Annotated in this window: 19 protein-coding genes, 1 tRNA gene, 1 rRNA gene and 2 riboswitches (1 of these 23 running past the window's edge); of the genes, 13 read left to right on the top strand and 8 right to left on the bottom strand. The window is 43.1% G+C overall.

Features of this window, described 5'->3' with window-relative positions; all coding sequences use genetic code 11:
• Positions 1-17 precede the first annotated feature (17 nt).
• Positions 18-1,004, bottom strand: a complete 987-nt coding sequence (iolU, locus tag NSU05_RS15700) for a scyllo-inositol 2-dehydrogenase (RefSeq protein ID WP_038429519.1) — start codon at positions 1,002-1,004, stop codon at positions 18-20.
• Between the two features lie 181 nt (positions 1,005-1,185).
• Here iolU and NSU05_RS15695 point away from each other — a divergent pair, with 181 nt between their 5' ends.
• The 3 genes from NSU05_RS15695 to NSU05_RS15685 all read left to right on the top strand — a co-directional run bounded on the left by NSU05_RS15695 (position 1,186) and on the right by NSU05_RS15685 (position 3,454).
• Entirely contained in the window at positions 1,186-2,352 is a 1,167-nt protein-coding gene (locus NSU05_RS15695) for an AI-2E family transporter (RefSeq protein ID WP_038429517.1), read from the top strand.
• A 92-nt stretch (positions 2,353-2,444) separates the two neighbouring features.
• The gene (locus NSU05_RS15690) at positions 2,445-3,275 is read left to right on the top strand and encodes an undecaprenyl-diphosphate phosphatase (RefSeq protein ID WP_014477785.1); all 831 of its coding nucleotides are present in this window, start codon (positions 2,445-2,447) and stop codon (positions 3,273-3,275) included.
• A 106-nt stretch (positions 3,276-3,381) separates the two neighbouring features.
• A tRNA-Ala gene (locus NSU05_RS15685) sits at positions 3,382-3,454 on the top strand.
• Between the two features lie 106 nt (positions 3,455-3,560).
• Here NSU05_RS15685 and cdoA read toward each other — a convergent pair.
• Complete coding sequence (cdoA, locus tag NSU05_RS15680; RefSeq protein WP_021480465.1) at positions 3,561-4,046, bottom strand: cysteine dioxygenase; 486 nt, start codon at positions 4,044-4,046, stop codon at positions 3,561-3,563.
• 501 nt (positions 4,047-4,547) lie between these two features.
• Here cdoA and NSU05_RS15675 point away from each other — a divergent pair.
• The 3 genes from NSU05_RS15675 (at position 4,548) to NSU05_RS15665 (ending at position 7,464) form a co-directional block, all read left to right on the top strand.
• Complete coding sequence (locus tag NSU05_RS15675; RefSeq protein ID WP_038429515.1) at positions 4,548-6,083, top strand: MFS transporter; 1,536 nt, start codon at positions 4,548-4,550, stop codon at positions 6,081-6,083.
• Between the two features lie 160 nt (positions 6,084-6,243).
• The gene (gene lytG / locus NSU05_RS15670) at positions 6,244-7,092 is read left to right on the top strand and encodes an exo-glucosaminidase LytG (protein ID WP_032726765.1); all 849 of its coding nucleotides are present in this window, start codon (positions 6,244-6,246) and stop codon (positions 7,090-7,092) included.
• A 108-nt stretch (positions 7,093-7,200) separates the two neighbouring features.
• Positions 7,201-7,464 (top strand): YiaA/YiaB family protein, encoded by a 264-nt coding sequence (locus NSU05_RS15665; protein WP_003222348.1) that lies wholly within the window; start codon positions 7,201-7,203, stop codon positions 7,462-7,464.
• Between the two features lie 35 nt (positions 7,465-7,499).
• Here NSU05_RS15665 and ktrB read toward each other — a convergent pair whose 3' ends face one another.
• The 4 genes from ktrB to gbsR all read right to left on the bottom strand — a co-directional run bounded on the left by ktrB (position 7,500) and on the right by gbsR (position 11,162).
• Positions 7,500-8,837 (bottom strand): Ktr system potassium transporter KtrB, encoded by a 1,338-nt coding sequence (gene ktrB / locus NSU05_RS15660; RefSeq protein WP_038429514.1) that lies wholly within the window; start codon positions 8,835-8,837, stop codon positions 7,500-7,502.
• 6 nt (positions 8,838-8,843) lie between these two features.
• Positions 8,844-9,512 (bottom strand): potassium uptake protein KtrA, encoded by a 669-nt coding sequence (gene ktrA, locus NSU05_RS15655; protein WP_003228942.1) that lies wholly within the window; start codon positions 9,510-9,512, stop codon positions 8,844-8,846.
• A 72-nt stretch (positions 9,513-9,584) separates the two neighbouring features.
• Positions 9,585-9,733, bottom strand: a riboswitch (cyclic di-AMP (ydaO/yuaA leader).
• A gap of 144 nt (positions 9,734-9,877) precedes the next feature.
• Positions 9,878-10,423: a biofilm surface layer hydrophobin BslA gene (bslA, locus tag NSU05_RS15650; RefSeq protein ID WP_003243556.1), complete on the bottom strand. Its 546-nt coding sequence runs from the start codon at positions 10,421-10,423 to the stop codon at positions 9,878-9,880.
• Positions 10,424-10,619: 196 nt separating this feature from the next.
• On the bottom strand, positions 10,620-11,162 hold the full coding sequence (gbsR, locus tag NSU05_RS15645) for a transcriptional regulator GbsR (protein ID WP_003244320.1): 543 nt from the start codon (positions 11,160-11,162) through the stop codon (positions 10,620-10,622).
• 198 nt (positions 11,163-11,360) lie between these two features.
• Here gbsR and betB point away from each other — a divergent pair, with 198 nt between their 5' ends.
• The 3 genes from betB to NSU05_RS15630 all read left to right on the top strand — a co-directional run bounded on the left by betB (position 11,361) and on the right by NSU05_RS15630 (position 14,724).
• The gene (gene betB / locus NSU05_RS15640; protein WP_003243430.1) at positions 11,361-12,833 is read left to right on the top strand and encodes a betaine-aldehyde dehydrogenase; all 1,473 of its coding nucleotides are present in this window, start codon (positions 11,361-11,363) and stop codon (positions 12,831-12,833) included.
• Between the two features lie 16 nt (positions 12,834-12,849).
• Positions 12,850-14,058, top strand: coding sequence for a choline dehydrogenase (gene gbsB, locus NSU05_RS15635; RefSeq protein WP_003243227.1), 1,209 nt, complete (start codon positions 12,850-12,852; stop codon positions 14,056-14,058).
• 87 nt (positions 14,059-14,145) lie between these two features.
• On the top strand, positions 14,146-14,724 hold the full coding sequence (locus NSU05_RS15630) for an MOSC domain-containing protein (RefSeq protein WP_015251367.1): 579 nt from the start codon (positions 14,146-14,148) through the stop codon (positions 14,722-14,724).
• 5 nt (positions 14,725-14,729) lie between these two features.
• Here NSU05_RS15630 and NSU05_RS15625 read toward each other — a convergent pair whose 3' ends face one another.
• On the bottom strand, positions 14,730-15,218 hold the full coding sequence (locus NSU05_RS15625) for a DinB family protein (RefSeq protein WP_003242867.1): 489 nt from the start codon (positions 15,216-15,218) through the stop codon (positions 14,730-14,732).
• 167 nt (positions 15,219-15,385) lie between these two features.
• Between NSU05_RS15625 and NSU05_RS15620 the strand changes: the two genes are divergently transcribed.
• From NSU05_RS15620 to NSU05_RS15610, 3 genes are read left to right on the top strand one after another with little or no spacing between them, the layout of a single operon-like run.
• Positions 15,386-15,910, top strand: a complete 525-nt coding sequence (locus tag NSU05_RS15620; protein ID WP_003243808.1) for an NfeD family protein — start codon at positions 15,386-15,388, stop codon at positions 15,908-15,910.
• Between the two features lie 20 nt (positions 15,911-15,930).
• Positions 15,931-17,460, top strand: a complete 1,530-nt coding sequence (floT, locus tag NSU05_RS15615; RefSeq protein WP_014477772.1) for a flotillin lipid rafts scaffold protein FloT — start codon at positions 15,931-15,933, stop codon at positions 17,458-17,460.
• Between the two features lie 17 nt (positions 17,461-17,477).
• Positions 17,478-17,999 carry a GNAT family N-acetyltransferase gene (locus NSU05_RS15610; RefSeq protein WP_029318517.1) on the top strand — a complete coding sequence of 174 codons (522 nt, stop codon included), beginning with the start codon at positions 17,478-17,480 and terminating at the stop codon, positions 17,997-17,999.
• Positions 18,000-18,040: 41 nt separating this feature from the next.
• Here the strand turns inward: NSU05_RS15610 and thiT are convergent, their stop codons facing one another.
• On the bottom strand, positions 18,041-18,619 hold the full coding sequence (thiT, locus tag NSU05_RS15605) for an energy-coupled thiamine transporter ThiT (protein ID WP_038429513.1): 579 nt from the start codon (positions 18,617-18,619) through the stop codon (positions 18,041-18,043).
• A gap of 99 nt (positions 18,620-18,718) precedes the next feature.
• A riboswitch (TPP riboswitch) is annotated at positions 18,719-18,820 on the bottom strand.
• Between the two features lie 474 nt (positions 18,821-19,294).
• Between thiT and NSU05_RS15600 the strand changes: the two genes are divergently transcribed.
• Positions 19,295-20,280 (top strand): 16S ribosomal RNA (locus NSU05_RS15600) (it continues 564 nt past the right edge of the window).

The following is a 20,280-nucleotide window of genomic DNA, read 5'->3' as shown; positions in this document are numbered from 1 at the left end:
CGCGCGTGCGGATTTTTTTAAGCTTGATCAGCAGGGTATACAATCCCCATTTGCTTTCTTGCTTCTTCCATAATTTTTGCGGTGGTCAAAGACCGTTCAAATGTATTTTCTTCAGATGCCAGCTTATTCTCTTTTATGAGCGTGACAAATTCTTCTGCTTCATAGAACATCGCTGGTTTAGGATCAGGGATCGCGATGTTTTCAAGGCGGCCGTCCCGGTAGCGGATTTCAACACGTTCAGGCCGGTGAATCGTATCGATTACAATCGTCCCGTCTTCACCCTGGATTTCAGCCGGGGCATAGGAAGTAGAGATTTTGGAATGCATCAGAACAGCTTCGAACCCGTCGTAAGACAGAATGACAGTTCCTTCTCCGTCCACTCCGGAGGATAAAGCATATCCGTTTGCTTTTACATCCTTCGGCGCGCCAAACAACACAACAGCCGGATAAATACAATAGACGCCAATATCCATTAATGACCCATTGGAAAGCTCAGGCTGAAACGCATTCAAAACAGTTCCGCTTCTGAACGCGTCATACCGTGAGGAATACTGGCAGTAGCTTGCGGTAAATCTGCGGACAGTGCCGATTTTATGCAGGTGTTTTTTCAGCTCTTTGAAATTCGGCAGGAAAGTGGTCTTCATTGCTTCCATGAGAACAACGCCGTTTGCCTTAGCCGCTGAGATCATCTCTTCTGTTTCTTTTGTATTCGAAGCAAATGGCTTCTCACAAAGCACATGCTTGCCATGGTTCATAAAGAGAACGGCTTGTTCCTTGTGAAGAGCGTTCGGGCTCGCTATGTATACGGCATCAAAGCAATCGCTCGCCGCCATTTCCTGAAGGTCTGAGAAGGCATGCGCAGCGTTGTGTTTAGCAGCAAACTCGCCAGCGCGTTCAGCCGATCTTGAATAAACAGCAGTCAGCTGAAAATCTTCGATATCCGCTGCTGACTCAAGAAAGCGGTCTGTAATCCAGTTGGTTCCTATTATTGCAAAACGTATCACTCGTATCGCTCCTTTTGTATGATATAGCTAAATTATAGCTTAAAAAGAACAAAATCACATGATAGATATAAATAGAATGTTAAAACCGTGAAAGCTTTTCCAGCAATTAACGGTTTTTATTTTTCATTATAGGGACGATAGTGTACAATTTAATTAAACTATGTATGACGGAGGAACGATAGTGGAGACGTTGCAAACATGGAGCGGCAGATTCAAGCGATTCTTCTTGGATAATAAGTTTGTTTTATTTTTGCTTGTGCTGCTGCTGATTGGTTTAAATATTCTAGTATTTACAAAAACATCATTTATTTTCACCCCGATTATTGTTCTGCTCAAAACGATATCACTTCCGATTATTTTGACAGGCATTGTTTTTTATCTGTTAAACCCAGTCGTCGATTTTCTGGAGAGAAGAAGAATAAGAAGAATCTATTCTATATTGCTGCTATATCTATTGGTTATCGGGCTGATCACGATCACGATCGTGTCCATCATTCCCTTCTTAAAAGAACAAATTATGAGTTTGATTGACAATATCCCGAGATATGTGGACGTCGTTGAAAATCAGACGAAACAGCTGATTGGCAGCAACTTCGTCAATCAAGCCCAGCAAACGATGAACATTAATATATCTGATCTTGCTACAAAGGTTTCGGATCAGGCAGCGACGATCGTGAACAGCACCTTTACCGGTGTTGGGAATTTTATCGGCGCCCTGACTGAGATTATCATTTCGATCGTCACGGTTCCGTTTATTCTATTTTATTTGCTAAAAGACGGAAGAAAATTACCAGTCTACATACTGAAGTTTGTGCCGACTCGATTGAAAGAACAGACATATACAGTCTTAAGCGAAATGAATCATCGGTTAAGCTCTTATATCAGAGGCCAGATCATTGTCAGCTTCTGTATCGGGTTTTTGCTGTTTATCGGTTATTTGATTATCGGGCTGGATTATGCTTCATTGCTTGCAGTCATTGCGGCTTGCACAAGCATCGTTCCATATTTAGGGCCAACGATTGCCATTACGCCTGCGATTATCATTGCCATAGTGACATCGCCGCTCATGCTGCTTAAGCTGGTGATCGTTTGGACCATTGTTCAGCTGATTGAAGGGAAGCTGATCTCTCCGCAAATTATGGGAAAAAACCTTCACATCCATCCGATTACGATTATTTTTCTGCTGTTAACAGCCGGCAAGCTGTTTGGCGTTGTTGGAATCATTCTTGCGATTCCCGGCTATGCGGTTGCCAAAGTCATTACGACACATTTATTTGACTGGTTTAAAATGCGGTCACATTTATACGATGAAGAAAAAAATGAAAATACGCCGGGGCATAAAGTGTGATTTTCGTTTATAGTTATATAAGACGGGCTTTCCATTTATGGGAAGCTCCCGTTATGTAAAAAAATAAATGTCTAATGGGGAGAATCAAAATCATGACTCTATGGGAATTGTTTGTAGCCGCCATTTTAGGAATCGTAGAAGGATTAACAGAGTACGCGCCGGTTTCTTCGACAGGACATATGATTATAGTAGACGACATCTGGCTTAAATCAAGTAATCTGATGTCAGAAGAAGCTGCTAACTCATTCAAGGTGGTTATTCAGCTAGGCTCCATTTTAGCAGTAGCTATCGTGTTTAAAGACCGAATTTTAAACTTACTCGGCTTGAAAAAAAATATCACAAGCGACCAGGAGCAGGGACATAAATTAAGCATTGCCCAAATTGCCGTCGGACTCGTGCCTGCAGCTGTTCTCGGCTTTTTGTTTGAAGATTACATTGATGAATATTTATTTTCCGTTAAAACTGTGGCCATCGGTTTAATTGCCGGGGCAATCCTCATGCTTTTTGCTGACTGGGTCAATAAGCGGAAAACAGCGACAGACACACTTGACCGCATTTCCTATAAACAGGCGATAGCCGTCGGCTTATTCCAATGTCTTGCCCTTTGGCCGGGTTTCTCGCGTTCGGGTTCAACCATTTCCGGCGGTGTTATTCTCGGATTAAACCACCGAGCTGCAGCCGACTTTACGTTTATTATGGCGATGCCGATCATGATGGGAGCCAGCTTTCTAAGCCTCGTGAAGCATTGGGACAGCTTAAGCTCGGATCTGATGCCATTTTTCATCGTCGGCTTTATCTGTGCCTTTGTTGTCGCACTGTTTGTCGTCCGTTTCTTCTTAAGGCTGATTAACAAAATCAAACTTGTCCCATTTGCAATCTATCGAATTATTCTCGGTGTGATTTTACTTTTGATCATGATGTAAGTCGAAAATAAGGCTCTTTTACGAGCCTTATTTTTTCTGTCAATTCAAGAGGAAACAGCTTGTTTTTCAAAATAAAATCATCTATAATAAACATGACATTACATACGGGGCCATAGCTCAGCTGGGAGAGCGCTACGCTGGCAGCGTAGAGGTCAGGGGTTCGAGCCCCCTTGGCTCCATACCTTTAAACCCTTATTCTATAAGGGTTTTTTTGTTTTGAGGAAAAGGTTTCACTCTCTGAATCCTCCAGTTGAGCGAAGTCAAAGTGAGCAGTTTATCTGTCAATCATGAATTTTCCAATACCTCCTTTTGTTCCTCAAAGACTGTCATGTCTTCCAAAGGAGGGGAGTAGACATGAAGAGATACCATTCGTTCGGATGTGGGATTAGACATTTTGTGAATTAAACCTTTGGTTGAAATAAGGCATTCTCCTTCGTGGACAAAGTATGAATTGGAGAGTTCTGCGTGTTCGCCGGCTGAGCGATAAATAGAATTAAGAAGCTTTCCTTCTAACACCATTGCACAACCAATGGATTGACCATGATCATGTACAGTTGTCTCCTTGTTTGGCGGAATGTTAATCACGATAATTTCCAATTCATTATTTCGATAGATGGCATTTCGGCCGTAAGCGTACTGGTCTGGTTCCTTAATATACGGTTGACTTAATTTTGCTGCGTTTGGAATTTGTTTTAAAGACGTTGCTAAATCTTTAACCGATGGATTTTTCAAGCCGCTAAAAATGTCTTGGATACACTCATACAGTTCCATTCGTTTTTGCCTCCCGGAATATTTAGAATTTCCTTACATTGGTATTTCATAGGTTAATTCATGGTATTTACCCATATACAATTTAGAGGCGGCAAACGCCCAGTGAACAAAAAAAATGTGGGGGCAAAATGTTGTCTTATCACCAACTTATTCGAGTTTATTAGTTGGAATAGTGGATTGAAAGGATTAAAACGGCCTGCTTTAATTCGCTTGAGGGAACGAGCAGGGATTCATAAGTGCAGTTCTAGACACAATATCGGGGAAAAGCTTTCAAGCTTTCTATGTTGTGCTTGAAATTTACTCCATTGACAAAACACAATCGATTTGAAATAATATTTGATTATATGCTCATTCATTCACATAATTATAATAAAATAATATCATTTCCCCTGAAAGGGAGAATATTAGAATGAAAGCTAATGGTATGCAAAATCTATTAGCTTCTTTTGTTTTCAAAAAATGATGTGTTTCACATGTATTCATATAGGAAGGGATGACAACATGAAGACAAAACACTATTGGGTGATTTCTTTGCTCGCCGTCTTAGCGGTCGGGCCGGGATTGATGTCTAACACGGCATTGTCATCAGTTCAAGGCCTTGTTCAGAAAGCGGTTGGAACAAGTGTCTTCACATCAGTAAATCCGATATTGATCGGCAATATGGCCTTTGCCTTGTTAGTTCCGGCAGGACCGTTGCTGAGGAAAAAATTCGGTGCTCGTCCCGTCTATCTGGCTTCATTACCTGTTTTTATACTAGGTTCACTGCTCATCGCATGTTCAAGCGATGTTGCATGGATGGCGGCAGGGCGCTTTTTACAGGGGGAGGCAACAGGCGTCATGCTGATGATTATGATTCCAATGCTTGTACTGTCATTCCCGATTGAACGCAGGAACTATGCACTGCTTGTGCTGATCGGGGGATTCTATGGTTCTGTTATCATCGGCACAATCCTTGGAACCATTGCAACAAGCTGGGGGCATTGGAGATGGCTGTTTTTCATCTTTGGCACCTTGTCCCTGATCGGTGTCGCGGTGAGCTATTTCTTTCTTCATGACGAGCATCACGGGGCGTCGGATCAAGAACAGCCGCTTGATCATGCGGGAATTCTTTTATCTGTTTTCCTTGCCGCAGCCTCAGCGGTTTCATTCATTTTTCTGCAAAAATGGGGGCTGTTATCGGGTTATGTATGGATTGGTTTCGGGGTGACGTTATGTTTGCTCATTGGTCTATTGATTGTGGAATATAAAGTGAAAAACCCATTCATATCTATTAAACTGATGCTGCTGCCAAAACCGGTGCTTGGCTTATTGATCATAGCTGCAGGGACGATAACGGTAGCTGTCAGCCTGTCTGCTTTTCAAGGCTTGCTCCGTCAAATGTATGATATTTCTCAGGAGCATCTCATTTTTTTAAACTTGACTCTTTTAATTGGAGTGGCGATCGCGGCCATTTTAAGCGCTCTGTTATACGATAAAGTCGGACCAGGGATGCTCGGTATTATCGGCGGACTCATTCTCGTCTTTGTGAATTTTCAATGGCTGCATATGCAGGATCGATCATCTCTTTATATGTTCGCGGCACTGTTTATCATGCTTGCAGCGGGAACAGGCCTGACAGTCGCCGCAGGGCTGATGGGAGCTGCCATGGGAGGCCCGCTGCCTGATTTGGTCAAGAGAATGACAGCTGTTCAGTTTTTAAGATTGTTTGTCTATATGGGAGTTCCTATTCTCATCGGCTTTTTCACGAAAAAAGATGCTGCCAGACAAAGCGGTTCGGTACAGGATTCTATGATGACTGCTTATCATGATCTCTTCTTCATTTCTTTTATCCTTAGCGTGCTGCTCGTCTGCCTGTCATTTTGTATGAATGCCACTGGAATGGGGCACAAGCTGGCACATAAACCACATGATAAAGCGAAAACAGCTCCGGAAAAACCGGCCGTTTCAGCAGAAGGTTTGTCGAAGGCAACTGTCAAATCATATAAAGTAATAAATGATACGGAATATCGGAATGCACTCAGAAATTTACAAAAATAGAAACATGGTAAAAACCTTTTCATTGAGCGAAAAGGTTTTTGTTTTGCAATCTTTTCCCAACTTTATCCCTAAAGAATTGAAAAATATTAGAAGTGCAAGTAAAATTCTAAAAGGTAGATTCTTTTACATTCGTAATCTTTTAATTCGAAGGAAGGTTTTCATGGCCCGTAAAAAACTTAAAAAACGTAAACTCTTGATTTCACTATTTTTCATTGTATCGATTCCGCTAGCTCTGTTTGTTTTAGCGACAACTTTATCAAAACCGATTGAAACATCCAAAGAAACTGAAGAAATCGATGAACAGCAAGTATTTATAGACAGTCTGTCCGGACATGCCCAAATTTTGTATGAAAAATACCATGTTCTCCCCAGCATTACAATTGCTCAGGCCATTCTCGAATCGGACTGGGGGAACAGTGAACTGGCTGCTAAGGCCAACAACCTTTTTGGCGTAAAAGGGAATTATAAAGGCCATCATGTCACGATGGAAACGGACGAAGTTGAAAAAGGGAAAAGAAAAACCATTCGCGCGAAGTTTCGAAAATACAGCACGTTTTTTGAATCTATGGATGATCACGCCCAATTGTTCGTCCGTGGCACATCGTGGAATAAAAAGAAGTATAAACCGGTGCTTGAGGCAGGGAATTATAAGGAAGCGGCAACCGCCCTGCAAACATCAGGATATGCTACAGACCCTGACTACGCTGACAAAATCAGTGCTATTGTGGAAAAATACGATTTAGATGAGTACGATGAGGTAAATCCATCCCTCAAATCTGTGGATTTAAACGCCTCTATTAAAGACAGTGCCGTTCAAGACGTATGGTCCAAGCCTTCTACTGATGATCGGTCCATAAGGCTTACCTCTGCCCAATCTTACGTCGGCAAAGACATAAAGGTTGTGTCTAAAAAACAGAAAGGCCAGTCTGTATGGTACCAATTCCAAATCAATGATAAACTTATTGGCTGGATTGATGATTCAGCTGTTGAAATAAAGGAGGCAACCTAAGCCCTTTTTACTGGTATTTTTAATTCTTTGTTCCAATCCGGGGAATTTGAGGTATAATATTCCACGGAAGTTATCACTTTTTAACTATGCTTTCGGGAGGGAACAAAGGTGCAGAAATATAGACGCAGAAACACGGTTGCCTTTACAGTATTAGCTTATTTTACTTTTTTTGCGGGAGTATTTTTGTTTAGTATCGGACTCTATAATGCTGATAATCTGGAACTCAATGAAAAAGGTTATTACATCGCTGTTATGATACTTGTAGCAGTTGGTGCGATTCTTACACAAAAAGTGACCCGTGATAATGCGGAGGATAACGAAATCATCGCGGAACAGGAAAAAAGACAAAATCAATCTCATATCGAATCATAAAAAAATCCGGCGACTGCACGCCGGATTTTTTGATATCACCCTGTAAACACTTCGCCATCAGGGTAACGGATATTTGATTGCTCTGTTTTTGCGAATGAAAACACGAACGTTAAAGGACCAATTCTTCCGATAAACATGATGACAATAATGATACACTTGCCAGCTGTTGTCAGTTCAGGAGTAAGCCCCATCGTAAGGCCGACAGTTCCGAATGCGGAAAAGGTTTCAAACACAATTTGAAGAAATGGCGCTTTTTCTGTGATCGTCAGGGCGAAAATCCCTAAAAACACGATGAACAAACTGGTGACGCTCACAGCTAAAGCTTTAATGATAATCGGATATTTGATGGAACGGCGGAAAATAACCGTTTCTTTTTTACCTCTCAAGTAAGCAATAACAGATGTTAAAATCACGATGAACGTAGTCAGCTTAATGCCGCTCGCCGTTGATGCGCTTCCTGCTCCGATAAACATCAATAATAAAGTAAATACAATTGTTCCTTCTCTCATGCTTCCAAAATCTAGAGAATTGAAGCCTGCGGTTCTCGGCGTCACTGCCTGAAAATAGGACGCCCACAGTTTATCCACTATATGCAGGTGGCCGAGCGTGCCGGGGTTGCTGTATTCTAAAATAAAGACCGTAAGCATAGCAATCGCATTCAACATCAGCGTTCCTGTAAGCATGAGCTTTGTATGTAAAGAAAAAGCTTTAAAACGCCGATTTTTCATCACATCAAACAGAACCGTAAATCCGATCCCTCCTGTAATAAATAAGAAAGTAATCACGAGGTTTACTGTAGGATCGCCAACGTAGCTCATCAAATTATCAGGCCACAGCGAAAACCCGGCATTGTTAAAAGCAGAAATTGCGTGAAACAAACTTGCAAACAAGCCGGATGACCAGCCGTACTGAGGTACAAGCCGGATGGATAAAATGAGTGCTGCTATCAATTCAATACTGATCGAAAACAGAAACAGGACTTTGACAAGGCCAATGACACCGCCGATTGTCGGCTGGTTTAAGGCTTCCTGGACGAGCATTCGTTCTTTTAAGCCGATTTTTTTTCCTAATATCATGACGATCAAGACCGCAAATGTCATAAATCCAAGCCCGCCAATCTGAATCAGCCCCATAATAACTGTTTGCCCGAATACCGTAAATTGAGTACCGGTATCGACAACAGCAAGCCCTGTAACAGTTGTAGCGGAAGCCGCAGTAAAAAGGGCATCTATCCATGACAATGGCTTCGTAGTGGAAATCGGAAGCATTAATAGGACAGCCCCGATGATAATGGTAAGGAAAAAACCAATGGCAAGCACTTGAGGCGGTGTAAACCGAACCCATTTGATCACTTTATCCCTTTGAAGTGTCACCTTTGTCTACATCCCTTCGTTTTCAAAACGTTTAATATCCTTTTTGTGGCCCATGATCACCAGGCAATCTTGCTCGTGAATGATGTCTTCAGGCGCGGGGGAAAGACAGATATCTCCATGATGTTTAATGGCCAGGATCGTGCAGCCGTACTTTGCTCTTACATTCAGGTCAATAATCGATTTTGAATCAAGCTTGCGCGTAGCCAGCAGCTCGACAATACTGTATTCATCAGATAGATCAATGTAATTCAAAACATTTTCGTCTGAAAGGCTTTGTGCGATTTTAACCCCCATATCTTTTTCAGGATGAATAATGCGGTCAGCGCCGATTTTTTCAAGCACCTTGTGATGATAATAGTTTTGAGCCTTTACCCAAATATTTGGAATATCAAGCTCCTTTAATAATAGGGTGGTCAGCGTACTCGCTTGAATATTTGCTCCGATGGCAACAATCACATATTCAAAATTGCGTATTCCTAATGAAAGCAATTCGTTTTCTTCGGTGGCGTTGGCAATTACCGCATGAGTGGCGTAAGAAGCATATGCATTGACCTTTTCTTCGTTGATATCAACCGCAAGGACCTCATGCCCCATTCTATGAAGTTCTTTACAAATGCTGCCGCCAAACCGGCCCAGCCCGATCACGGCAAATTGCTTATTTTTAATTCTTCCCAATGTTCATATCTCCCTTAGTGAATTAACGTTTTTGAAGCAAAAAAGACCATTGCAAAGAATGGTCGATAATAGACCTCCTCTCTGTATACGCCTACGAGGTTAGCTGTCGGATTAGGGATTCAGAGTACCCCCTCTTACTTAGTAAGATTCACCCCAAGGCTGTTAAAAAAACAGCCAATCGTTGGTTCCCCCGTTCGTGTTTGATTAAGCGGTAAAAGAGACTGTATGAAATTGAACACTCAAGAATTTACTCCTGTTTCTAGTGTTTGTCAATTTAAATTTTAAACCAGAAAAAAGATAACGGGAATTAGAGAAAAAGGGGAGGGTAAAACGCAAAAAAGACCGGCGTTAACCGGTCTTTTACATTAGTTGCAACCGCAAGGCTGAGTCGGAGGAGTGCTGCGCTTAGCCACGTCAATGCTGGCTTCTGCGTAAAATTTATTTCCAATGCTTAATGATTTATTCTCTGCACGGAAAGTATATGTACCTGCGGCAGGAAGTGTTTTGTTATTCAGTTTTAATTTAAATTCGCCAGCTCCTAACAAATCAAGTGCCAAAGGAACTCTTACTGTTTTCCCGTTATTGAGGATCTGTGTTGTACGCAAGGCATTTCCGTTCAATGTATCTTTCGTGTTTGCAGTAAATCCGCTTGGCAATGTAAACTCCATAACGCCAAGGCTGAGAAGCGTGTTTGGACGGTAAGTCAATTCGATATCTGAGAAAGACCATTCCGTTTTGCTGGCGCCAGTGATTGTTGCGAACAATGAAGCTGTAGACTGTGTTCTCATAGTAGATTCAGTATGAGCTTTAGTTGATGTAGATTCAGCCGCGAAAGAAGCTGTAGGTGCAGAAACGAGTAATCCGAGACTTAATGCACTAATTGCCAAAGAAGATAATAATTTGCGTTTCATAACAAAATTCCCCCTAAAAAATGATAAATTAAACAGGCCTGCCCGCTTTTCACCTCCTCTGAAGGCCAAATACAAATTTTACCTACATAAAATTACCATCAAATATTTTGGAAGTAAATGGGGTGTTTTTCCCGTATTTTTCAAATTTGTAGTAGTTACATCAAAAAAACGCCTGGTTTCCCAGGCGTTTTCTGCTTTACTTTGTTTCGACCGGTATAAATTTAAAAATTTCTCCGGTCTGCACCGATTCAGCAAGCCGTTTCAGCCAGTCATAGTAAGCTTTAGAGCTTTCCAGCTGATCATATAACTGCAGTGCTTCATTTTTGATATCCTCATCGAGATCTTCCTTGCATAAAACCTTTTGTAAATCAGCTTGAGCTTCCTCGATCGCTGTTACATTCACTTGAACCTCCCGCTCCCATTTAGGTGGAAAGAAATTTGTGAAAAATTTAAAGAAATCCTTCTCAGCCACAAATGTATGCTTGCGGATGCCCCGGTGAAATGTTTTTTTCACTACATTTAAGTCTTGAAGCTTTTTGACGCCAGTGCTCATGCTTGGTTTGCTCATTTGCAACTCCTCACGCATTTCGTCAAGCGTCATCTCATCCCTCATATACATCGTCCCATATAAAATCCCGACACTGCGGGTAATTCCGTAAAGATCCATCGTTTCAGCAATGGAGTCAATAACAAGATCCCGAGCCTGTTCTATAGCTGCAAATTCTGGATTTTCATCCATACTGACCCTCTTTTCCTTTAGAAAATTAAATTCGTTAAGTTATTTCTTTATGTTCTTTATCTTAACGAAACATGAGGAAAAGTCAAAAAGAAAAATCAAAATGGGACTTTGACAGTTTAAAAACCATATGTTAGATTAAGGTTGTTAAAAACATTAAATTTTTATTTAACAAACTTTATTTACGTCAAGGAGGCTTATATGAGTCAAACATTATTCATTGACGGAGAATGGATCAGTGCCGAAAAAGAACAGATCCGCAGTATTATCAACCCATTTAATCAAGAAGAAATTGCAACTGTAAGCGAGGGAGGGCGAGAGGACGCCATCAAAGCAATCGCAGCCGCACGCAGAGCATTTGACAAAGGAGAATGGTCATCGCTATCCGGGCTTGAACGCGGAAAAATTGTTCTGAAAATTGCGGAATTAATCAGACGCGATCTTGAGGAGCTGGCTGAGCTTGAATCTCTTGATACAGGAAAAACACTCGAAGAAAGCAAGGCCGATATGGACGATATCGCCAATGTTTTTCAATATTACGCCGGCTTGGCAGACAAAGATGGCGGAGAGATCATTTCATCTCCGATTCCTGATTCAGAAAGCAAAATTATTAGGGAGCCAATCGGGGTTTGCGGCCAGATCACTCCATGGAATTATCCGCTCCTTCAAGCGAGCTGGAAAATCGCCCCTGCACTGGCCGCAGGAAACACAATCGTCATGAAGCCGAGTGAGATTACGCCGCTGACGACAATCAAAGTCTTTAAGCTGATGGAAGAAGCCGGTGTTCCAAAAGGTGTCGCAAATCTTGTTCTTGGACCGGGAGCCACAGTGGGCGACGAGCTTGCCGTAAACAAAGACGTCGATTTGATTTCATTTACGGGCGGAATTGAAACAGGCAAAAAAATCATGCGGGCGGCAAGCGGAAACGTCAAAAAAATCGCCCTTGAACTTGGCGGGAAAAACCCAAATATTGTTTTCAAGGACGCGGATTTAGAAGTTGCGGTTGATCAGGCCTTAAACGCTGTATTTTTCCACGCCGGCCAAGTATGCTCTGCAGGTTCCCGCTTGCTTGTTGAGGATGCCATTCATGATCAATTTTTGGCGGAGCTGGTCAAACGGGCAAAACGCATAAAACTCGGAAACGGTTTTCATGCTGAGACAGAAAGCGGTCCGCTTATTTCGGCGGAGCACAGGGCAAAGGTAGAAAAATATGTAGAGATCGGAATAGAGGAAGGCGCGAAGCTGGAGACAGGAGGCAAACGCCCGGAAGATCCTGAGCTTCAAAACGGCTTTTTCTATGAACCTACTATTTTCTCAAACTGTAATTCTGACATGAGAATCGTTCAGGAAGAGGTTTTCGGTCCTGTATTGACAGTCGAAACCTTCAGCTCTGAAGAAGAGGTAATCGAGCTTGCGAATGATACCATCTATGGCTTGGCTGGAGCGGTATGGTCAAAAGACATTGAAAAGTGCGAACGGGTAGCAGCCCGCTTGAGAATGGGAACCGTTTGGATCAACGATTTTCATCCGTACTTTGCACAAGCGCCATGGGGCGGATATAAGCAATCCGGGTTCGGACGCGAGCTTGGAAAAATAGGCCTTGAAGAATACACAGAAGTCAAACATGTATACCGCAATACAAAACCGGCAGCGGTTAACTGGTTTAATTCATAAGAGGGGGAGATTGATGATGACATTAAATATGAAGGTAGAAAGCATGCAGAAATTCCACACATTTGAAATTCCGACTGTGATTAAGCATGGAATCGGAGCCATCAAGCATACGGGTGAGGAAGTAGCTGCACTGGGCGTTTCAAAAGCGCTCCTTGTCACAGACCCAGGGATTTATAAAGCCGGTGTTGCTGATCCTGTAATCGAATCACTTAAAGAAGCAGGCATTGAAGTGGTGCTCTTTAATAAAGTTGAGCCAAACCCGCCTGTCCGTCTGGTGAATGAAGGATCTGAGCTTTACAAAAAAGAGAACTGTAATGGTTTGGTGGCAGTCGGAGGCGGAAGCTCCATGGATACAGCAAAAGCAATCGGAGTAGAAGCGACTCACGAAGGAAGCGTGCTTGATTATGAAGCGGCAGATGGGAAAAAACCGCTGGAAAACCGCATTCCTCCGCTGACGACAATTCCCACTACAGCTGGAACAGGATCAGAAGTAACCCAATGGGCGGTTATCACAGATGAAGAAAGAGAATTCAAATTCAACACGGGCGGTCCGCTGATTGCAGCGCACTTGACCATCATTGATCCTGAGCTTCATGTTTCAATGCCTCCGCATGTAACAGCTATGACGGGAATTGATGCGCTCGCCCATGCCATTGAGTGCTATACAATGAAATTTGCACAGCCAATCACGGATGCGGTTGCCCTAATGGCGATTGAGTATGCCGCTCATTACATTAAGAGGGCATTTGCTGACGGAGAGGATCTGGAAGCAAGGTACGGAATGGCGCAGGCAGCGATGCTTGCCGGTCTTTCTTACGGAAGTGAATCAGCGGGCGCGGCTCATGCGATGAGCCAAACGCTTGGCGGTATTATCCCAGTCGCTCACGGACAATGTGTAGCGGCGATGATGGGCCCTGTCATGGAATACAACTGGAAGGGCTATCCTGAGAAGTTTGCGCGTATTGCGAAAGCGTTCGGTATTGATACAAGCAAGATGACAACAGAAGAAGCTGCGAAAGCATCTGTCAATTGGATGTATGATCTGGTCGAAGATTTAGAAGTGCCGACTTTAGAAGAGCAGGGAGTATCACCTGATATGATCGAACGCTTGTCTAAAGAAGCAATGAAAGATCCGCAAACCTTCGGAAACCCTAGAGATTTAAATGAAAAAGCATACAACTGGATCTACAAGCGCTGCTTTAACCTTACGCCTAAAACGGTATAATCAAAATCCCGCTCCTTTACAGAGCGGGATTTTTTGGGATAATGAAGCATAGGTGGAAATTTTAGATAAGAAAGAAGGTGCCAGCTGATGTGGAAGCGGATGACTGCAAAAGCGGAAGGCTTATATATCGCAGATACAGAAAGCTTCGTAACAAAGCAAATGGACAAGCTTGATTTTGATTATGGCGGCATCCCCGGCGACTTGCATTTTGGCCTGACCAAAAAAGCGGGAGCCAGAGAACCAATGTTTTCAAGAGGGACTGAAATTTTCAACCGCAGACAAATTTCAATTGTTTCAATAGAGGAATGCAACGAAATCGCTTTAAAAATGGGAGTGCCGAGAATTTTGCCGGAATGGCTCGGGGCGAATGTGGCAGTCAGCGGTATGCCAGATCTTACTTCATTAAAAGAAGGAAGCCGGATTATTTTTCCGAGCGGAGCGGCTCTGCTGTGTGAGGGCGAAAATGATCCTTGTATCCAGCCGGGAGAAGTCATTCAGTCTTATTATCCGGACCAACCGAAGCTGGCGTCGGCTTTCGTCCGCCACGCACTGGGCATTAGAGGGATTGTCTGTATTGTGGAAAGACCTGGTGCTGTTTACACAGGTGATGAAATAGAAGTTCATTCCTATCAGCGAAAAGTCAAACGAAAAGCAGAAAGGGTCTGATTAAATCAGGCCCTTTCTATCTTTTCTTTAATTTCTTTCATTTGGCTGAGGTGCCGTTTTTCATGATGGCCGATAAAATCGATCCACTGTCTGACAGTCAGCTCTTGAAACACAGGATGCGGAAGCACTCTTTCAAAATCTTCTTCTTTCAGAGAGGCAATCGCAGCAGTCAGCTGCTCTCTTACCACATCAAGCTCACGTTTCATTTGGCTGCCTGAAATAAAATCATGCGCAGGCTCAAGATGACTCGGGGCTTTCCGTTTATTATTTCTGTCCTGTGCTACCTCAAGCGGTTTTTCTTCAATTTCTTTAATCGGAGCGTCCTTTACACGTTCCTTCAACATTTTTTGTGCGGTCATATCGATTTTTTTCAAATGGTCAAGAACTTCCCGTATGCTCCATTCTTCAGCAGAAGGCTTTTGATTCAGCTTTTCGTCAGAAAGTCCTTTCAATTCGTTCCACGTTTCTAATCTGGCTTCATTAAAGATACTCATCATATCTCCTCCTAAAATGACATTACCATATATATAAGCAATTATCATTTATAAAGCACTTCAAATGGGTTATTTGTCTTAAAATTTTGAAACTTTTCCCGAGGTGTCTCGTATAAATGGTAACGGCAGCCGTTCATCAATGCATTGATGAAGAAAGGATGAGGAAGTTGGAGTTATTTGGAGTACCTATACAAACAATGTATCTTTATACGCTTATTATTGCGGGCAGCCTTACGCTGTTATTCCTGTTTTTCGGAGATGTATTTTCAGGGCTGTCAGAAGGCATTCCGTTTCTTAATCCGACATTAGTGCTCTCATTTTTTACATGTTTTTCAGCGGGCGGATATATAGGTGAACTTGTATTGCCTCTGTCAAGCTTGCTGATTGCGCTTTTATCTTGCATCCTTTCGATCATGCTGGTGGTATTGCTTCACATCTTTGTACTGGTGCCATTATCATCTGCAGAAGAATCATTGGCATATAGAGAAGATGATCTCAGAGGAAGACTCGGTAAAGTGATTACAGCTGTGCCGGTTGACGGGTTTGGTGAAGTGGTCATAGAAGGGATAGGCGGGACCATTTCAAAGTCAGCGGTCAGTTTTGATAATCAGCAGATCAGTTACGGGACAACGGTGTTAGTCGTAGATATTAACAACGGAGTTCTTTCGGTTACTCCGCATGAACCCATTTAACATAAAAGGAGGAATTTGATATGACAATGCCGATTATAATGATCATCGGAGTTGTATTCTTTTTATTAATTGCACTAATAGCTGTGTTTATTACGAAGTATCGTACAGCAGGGCCTGATGAAGCGTTAATTGTAACAGGGAGCTATCTGGGCAATAAAAATGTTCATGTCGATGAAGGCGGCAACCGTATTAAAATCGTCCGCGGCGGAGGAACCTTTGTCCTTCCCGTCTTCCAGCAGGCAGAGCCGCTAAGCTTATTATCAAGCAAACTCGATGTTTCGACACCTGAAGTCTATACAGAACAAGGAGTGCCAGTAATGGCCGATGGAACTGCGATTATTAAAATCGGCGGTTCTATAGGAGAAATCGCTACAGCGGCCGAACAATTTTTAGGGAAATCAAAAGACGACCGTGAGCAGGAAGCGCGGGAGGTTTTAGAAGGCCACCTTCGTTCCATTCTCGGCTCAATGACAGTTGAAGAAATCTATAAAAACAGGGAGAAATTTTCTCAAGAGGTGCAGCGTGTCGCTTCACAGGACCTCGCGAAAATGGGGCTTGTGATTGTTTCCTTTACCATTAAAGATGTGCGTGATAAAAACGGTTATCTTGAATCATTAGGGAAACCGAGAATTGCCCAAGTAAAACGCGATGCTGATATCGCGACAGCAGAGGCTGATAAAGAAACCCGAATTAAGCGGGCAGAAGCCGATAAAGACGCAAAAAAATCAGAACTTGAACGGGCGACGGAAATCGCTGAAGCTGAAAAAATCAATCAGCTCAAAATGGCTGAATTCCGCAGAGAACAAGATACGGCAAAAGCGAATGCCGACCAGGCATATGATTTAGAGACTGCCAGAGCGCGCCAGCAAGTCACAGAGCAGGAAATGCAGGTTAAAATTATCGAACGCCAAAAACAAATAGAACTAGAAGAAAAAGAAATTCTTCGCCGTGAACGTCAATACGACTCAGAGGTAAAGAAAAAAGCCGATGCAGACCGTTATTCTGTTGAGCAGTCCGCAGCAGCTGAGAAAGCCAAACAGCTCGCGGAAGCCGATGCCAAGAAGTACAGTATTGAAGCAATGGCAAAGGCTGAGGCGGAAAAAGTAAGAATTGACGGGCTAGCAAAAGCAGAAGCGGAAAAAGCGAAAGGAGAGACAGAAGCAGAGGTTATCCGCCTGAAAGGTCTTGCAGAAGCGGAAGCAAAAGAGAAAATTGCGGCCGCCTTTGAACAGTACGGGCAGGCGGCGATTTTCGATATGATTGTCAAAATGCTTCCGGAATACGCGAAACAAGCAGCGGCACCTCTTTCAAATATTGATAAAATCACCGTTGTCGATACAGGAGGAAGCGGTGAATCAAGCGGAGCAAACAAAGTAACCAGCTATGCGACGAACTTAATGTCAAGTCTGCAAGAAAGTTTAAAAGCATCCTCGGGAATCGATGTAAAAGAAATGCTTGAGAACTTTTCAGGAAAAGGAAACGTAAAACAAAGCATCAATGAATTAACAAATGAAATCAAAGAAGCCAAAACGGTCCAAAAATCAGAGTAAGGAAAGGACAGAACCGTATGGTAACTGTACGTGAAGCGAAGTTAGAGGATATAAAGGGTATTGCAAAAGTGCATGTAGACAGCTGGAGGACAACATACCACGAAATTATCCCGATTGATTATTTAAACAGCCTGAACTATAAGGAATTTGAAGACAAATGGAAAAGTCGCTCGTTAAAAGGAGTATTTGTTGCTCAGGACGAAATGGATTCAGTATTCGGCTTTGCTTCATTTGGACCTATTCGCTCTGAACAAGAAGGCTATGACGGCGAGTTATACGCTATTTATCTTCTGGAAGAGCGCCAGCGGCAAGGTGCAGGCAGGGCGCTCTTAGCAAAAGGAGCGGAGTTTTTGCTTCAACATGGTTTTTCAAGTATGTTTGTTTGGGTTATTGAGCAGAATCCCTCGATTATATTTTATCAGGCCTATTCACCTGAAAGAGTAGCGGAGGACAACTTTGAAATTGCCGGAGTAAGGCTGAAAGAAGTAGGTCTTGGCTGGCCGGATCTTTCAGCTTTAAAAACGCTTCTTAACAGATAACGAAAAATCCCCCAGCGGAATTCGCTGGGGGATTTTTACTTTTACGCTTTGTCACTTTTAAGCAAACGGGGTGCTGTCATAAATAATAAACATAGGACAATTGCACAAATAATGAATGAAGGTACCATGTAAGTCGCATTATAAGTTAAAGAATAAATCCATACCGGTGTTCCTTTTGGAGCAAAGCTGCCGAAAAACACAGCTCCTGAAATGACATGCGCGGCATAGCGCAGCAAACTGCCGATAAAAACTGCGCTTACCACTGAAACAATCAATTTCCCTTTTGTTTTTGATACAGCGGCTTTACGGACTGAAGAAGCGAAACAGCCGCTTATGCCGATTGCTGCGAAAGCGACAATGTAATCTAACAATAGCTGTACAGGATGTTGAGCAAACAAGTTTCCGATTGCTATTTGTACTAGACCTGTCAACAAACCTGTAGTAAGACCTGCTTTGACACCCCAGCGAAACGAAATTAAAAAGATCGGAATCATCATGATGGAGACCGAGCCTCCTTGAGGCATGCTAAGAAACATTCCTGAGACAATGTCTAAAATAACGGCTGCCGCTGTCATAATGGCAATTTCAACAAGGCGAACCAGTTGCTTAGATTGATTCATATCTATCTCCTTCCATTGACAGACAACCAAAAGGACAACAAAAAAGCAGCACGCGGAAGGATGAGAAAAGTTCCACGCACTGCTTTACGATCTGCAATTCATTTGACTTTGCCACATCCCTACGCCAGCGTTAACTAACAGGTTCAAAGGGTCAGAACGAAACCGCTCACTCTCAGCTTTAATGCTCCCCTTGTGGTCATCAGTATTTAGTTCGTTTCTACTATACAAGAAAACGAAAAAAACAACAAGATCACATGACTGATGTATATGTTCTTTTAAGAAACTTATATGATACACACGCTTTAGAAATCATGGCGAGGATTATAGTTTATTTGTTTTATAGATTTTTTTAAAAAAACTATTGCAATAAATAAATACAGGTGTTATATTATTAAACGTCGCTGATGCACAGCGGACACAAACTAGATGCTTCAAAACAACTTGAAAAAAGTTGTTGACAAAAAAGAAGCTGAATGTTATATTAGTAAAGCTGCTTCATTGATTCATTGAGAAGTAACGAAATGATCTTTGAAAACTAAACAAGACAAAACGTACCTGTTAATTCAGTTTTTAAAAATCGCACAGCGATGTGCGTAGTCAGTCAAACTAGGGTCTGCACGACGCAGGTCACGCAGGTGTCGCCGCAGGATGCGGTGAACTTAACCTGTGATCCATTTATCGGAGAGTTTGATCCTGGCTCAGGACGAACGCTGGCGGCGTGCCTAATACATGCAAGTCGAGCGGACAGATGGGAGCTTGCTCCCTGATGTTAGCGGCGGACGGGTGAGTAACACGTGGGTAACCTGCCTGTAAGACTGGGATAACTCCGGGAAACCGGGGCTAATACCGGATGGTTGTTTGAACCGCATGGTTCAAACATAAAAGGTGGCTTCGGCTACCACTTACAGATGGACCCGCGGCGCATTAGCTAGTTGGTGAGGTAATGGCTCACCAAGGCAACGATGCGTAGCCGACCTGAGAGGGTGATCGGCCACACTGGGACTGAGACACGGCCCAGACTCCTACGGGAGGCAGCAGTAGGGAATCTTCCGCAATGGACGAAAGTCTGACGGAGCAACGCCGCGTGAGTGATGAAGGTTTTCGGATCGTAAAGCTCTGTTGTTAGGGAAGAACAAGTACCGTTCGAATAGGGCGGTACCTTGACGGTACCTAACCAGAAAGCCACGGCTAACTACGTGCCAGCAGCCGCGGTAATACGTAGGTGGCAAGCGTTGTCCGGAATTATTGGGCGTAAAGGGCTCGCAGGCGGTTTCTTAAGTCTGATGTGAAAGCCCCCGGCTCAACCGGGGAGGGTCATTGGAAACTGGGGAACTTGAGTGCAGAAGAGGAGAGTGGAATTCCACGTGTAGCGGTGAAATGCGTAGAGATGTGGAGGAACACCAGTGGCGAAGGCGACTCTCTGGTCTGTAACTGACGCTGAGGAGCGAAAGCGTGGGGAGCGAACAGGATTAGATACCCTGGTAGTCCACGCCGTAAACGATGAGTGCTAAGTGTTAGGGGGTTTCCGCCCCTTAGTGCTGCAGCTAACGCATTAAGCACTCCGCCTGGGGAGTACGGTCGCAAGACTGAAACTCAAAGGAATTGACGGGGGCCCGCACAAGCGGTGGAGCATGTGGTTTAATTCGAAGCAACGCGAAGAA

Source organism: Bacillus sp. EU52 (assembly GCF_037964975.1).
GTDB classification, from domain to species: domain Bacteria; phylum Bacillota; class Bacilli; order Bacillales; family Bacillaceae; genus Bacillus; species Bacillus subtilis.
This window is presented reverse-complemented; position numbering and strand designations above follow the sequence as displayed.

What these genes read in the sequence shown, in the direction of transcription:
- lytG (WP_032726765.1), top strand. Translation starts at nt 6,244, where the DNA reads ATGGCCCGTAAAAAACTTAAAAAACGTAAACTCTTGATTTCACTATTT.
- cdoA (WP_021480465.1), bottom strand. Translation starts at nt 4,046, where the DNA reads ATGGAACTGTATGAGTGTATCCAAGACATTTTTAGCGGCTTGAAAAAT.
- NSU05_RS15625 (WP_003242867.1), bottom strand. Translation starts at nt 15,218, where the DNA reads ATGAGTATCTTTAATGAAGCCAGATTAGAAACGTGGAACGAATTGAAA.
- NSU05_RS15690 (WP_014477785.1), top strand. Translation starts at nt 2,445, where the DNA reads ATGACTCTATGGGAATTGTTTGTAGCCGCCATTTTAGGAATCGTAGAA.
- floT (WP_014477772.1), top strand. Translation starts at nt 15,931, where the DNA reads ATGACAATGCCGATTATAATGATCATCGGAGTTGTATTCTTTTTATTA.
- thiT (WP_038429513.1), bottom strand. Translation starts at nt 18,619, where the DNA reads ATGAATCAATCTAAGCAACTGGTTCGCCTTGTTGAAATTGCCATTATG.
- gbsR (WP_003244320.1), bottom strand. Translation starts at nt 11,162, where the DNA reads ATGGATGAAAATCCAGAATTTGCAGCTATAGAACAGGCTCGGGATCTT.
- gbsB (WP_003243227.1), top strand. Translation starts at nt 12,850, where the DNA reads ATGACATTAAATATGAAGGTAGAAAGCATGCAGAAATTCCACACATTT.
- betB (WP_003243430.1), top strand. Translation starts at nt 11,361, where the DNA reads ATGAGTCAAACATTATTCATTGACGGAGAATGGATCAGTGCCGAAAAA.
- NSU05_RS15675 (WP_038429515.1), top strand. Translation starts at nt 4,548, where the DNA reads ATGAAGACAAAACACTATTGGGTGATTTCTTTGCTCGCCGTCTTAGCG.
- bslA (WP_003243556.1), bottom strand. Translation starts at nt 10,423, where the DNA reads ATGAAACGCAAATTATTATCTTCTTTGGCAATTAGTGCATTAAGTCTC.
- NSU05_RS15630 (WP_015251367.1), top strand. Translation starts at nt 14,146, where the DNA reads ATGTGGAAGCGGATGACTGCAAAAGCGGAAGGCTTATATATCGCAGAT.
- NSU05_RS15610 (WP_029318517.1), top strand. Translation starts at nt 17,478, where the DNA reads ATGGTAACTGTACGTGAAGCGAAGTTAGAGGATATAAAGGGTATTGCA.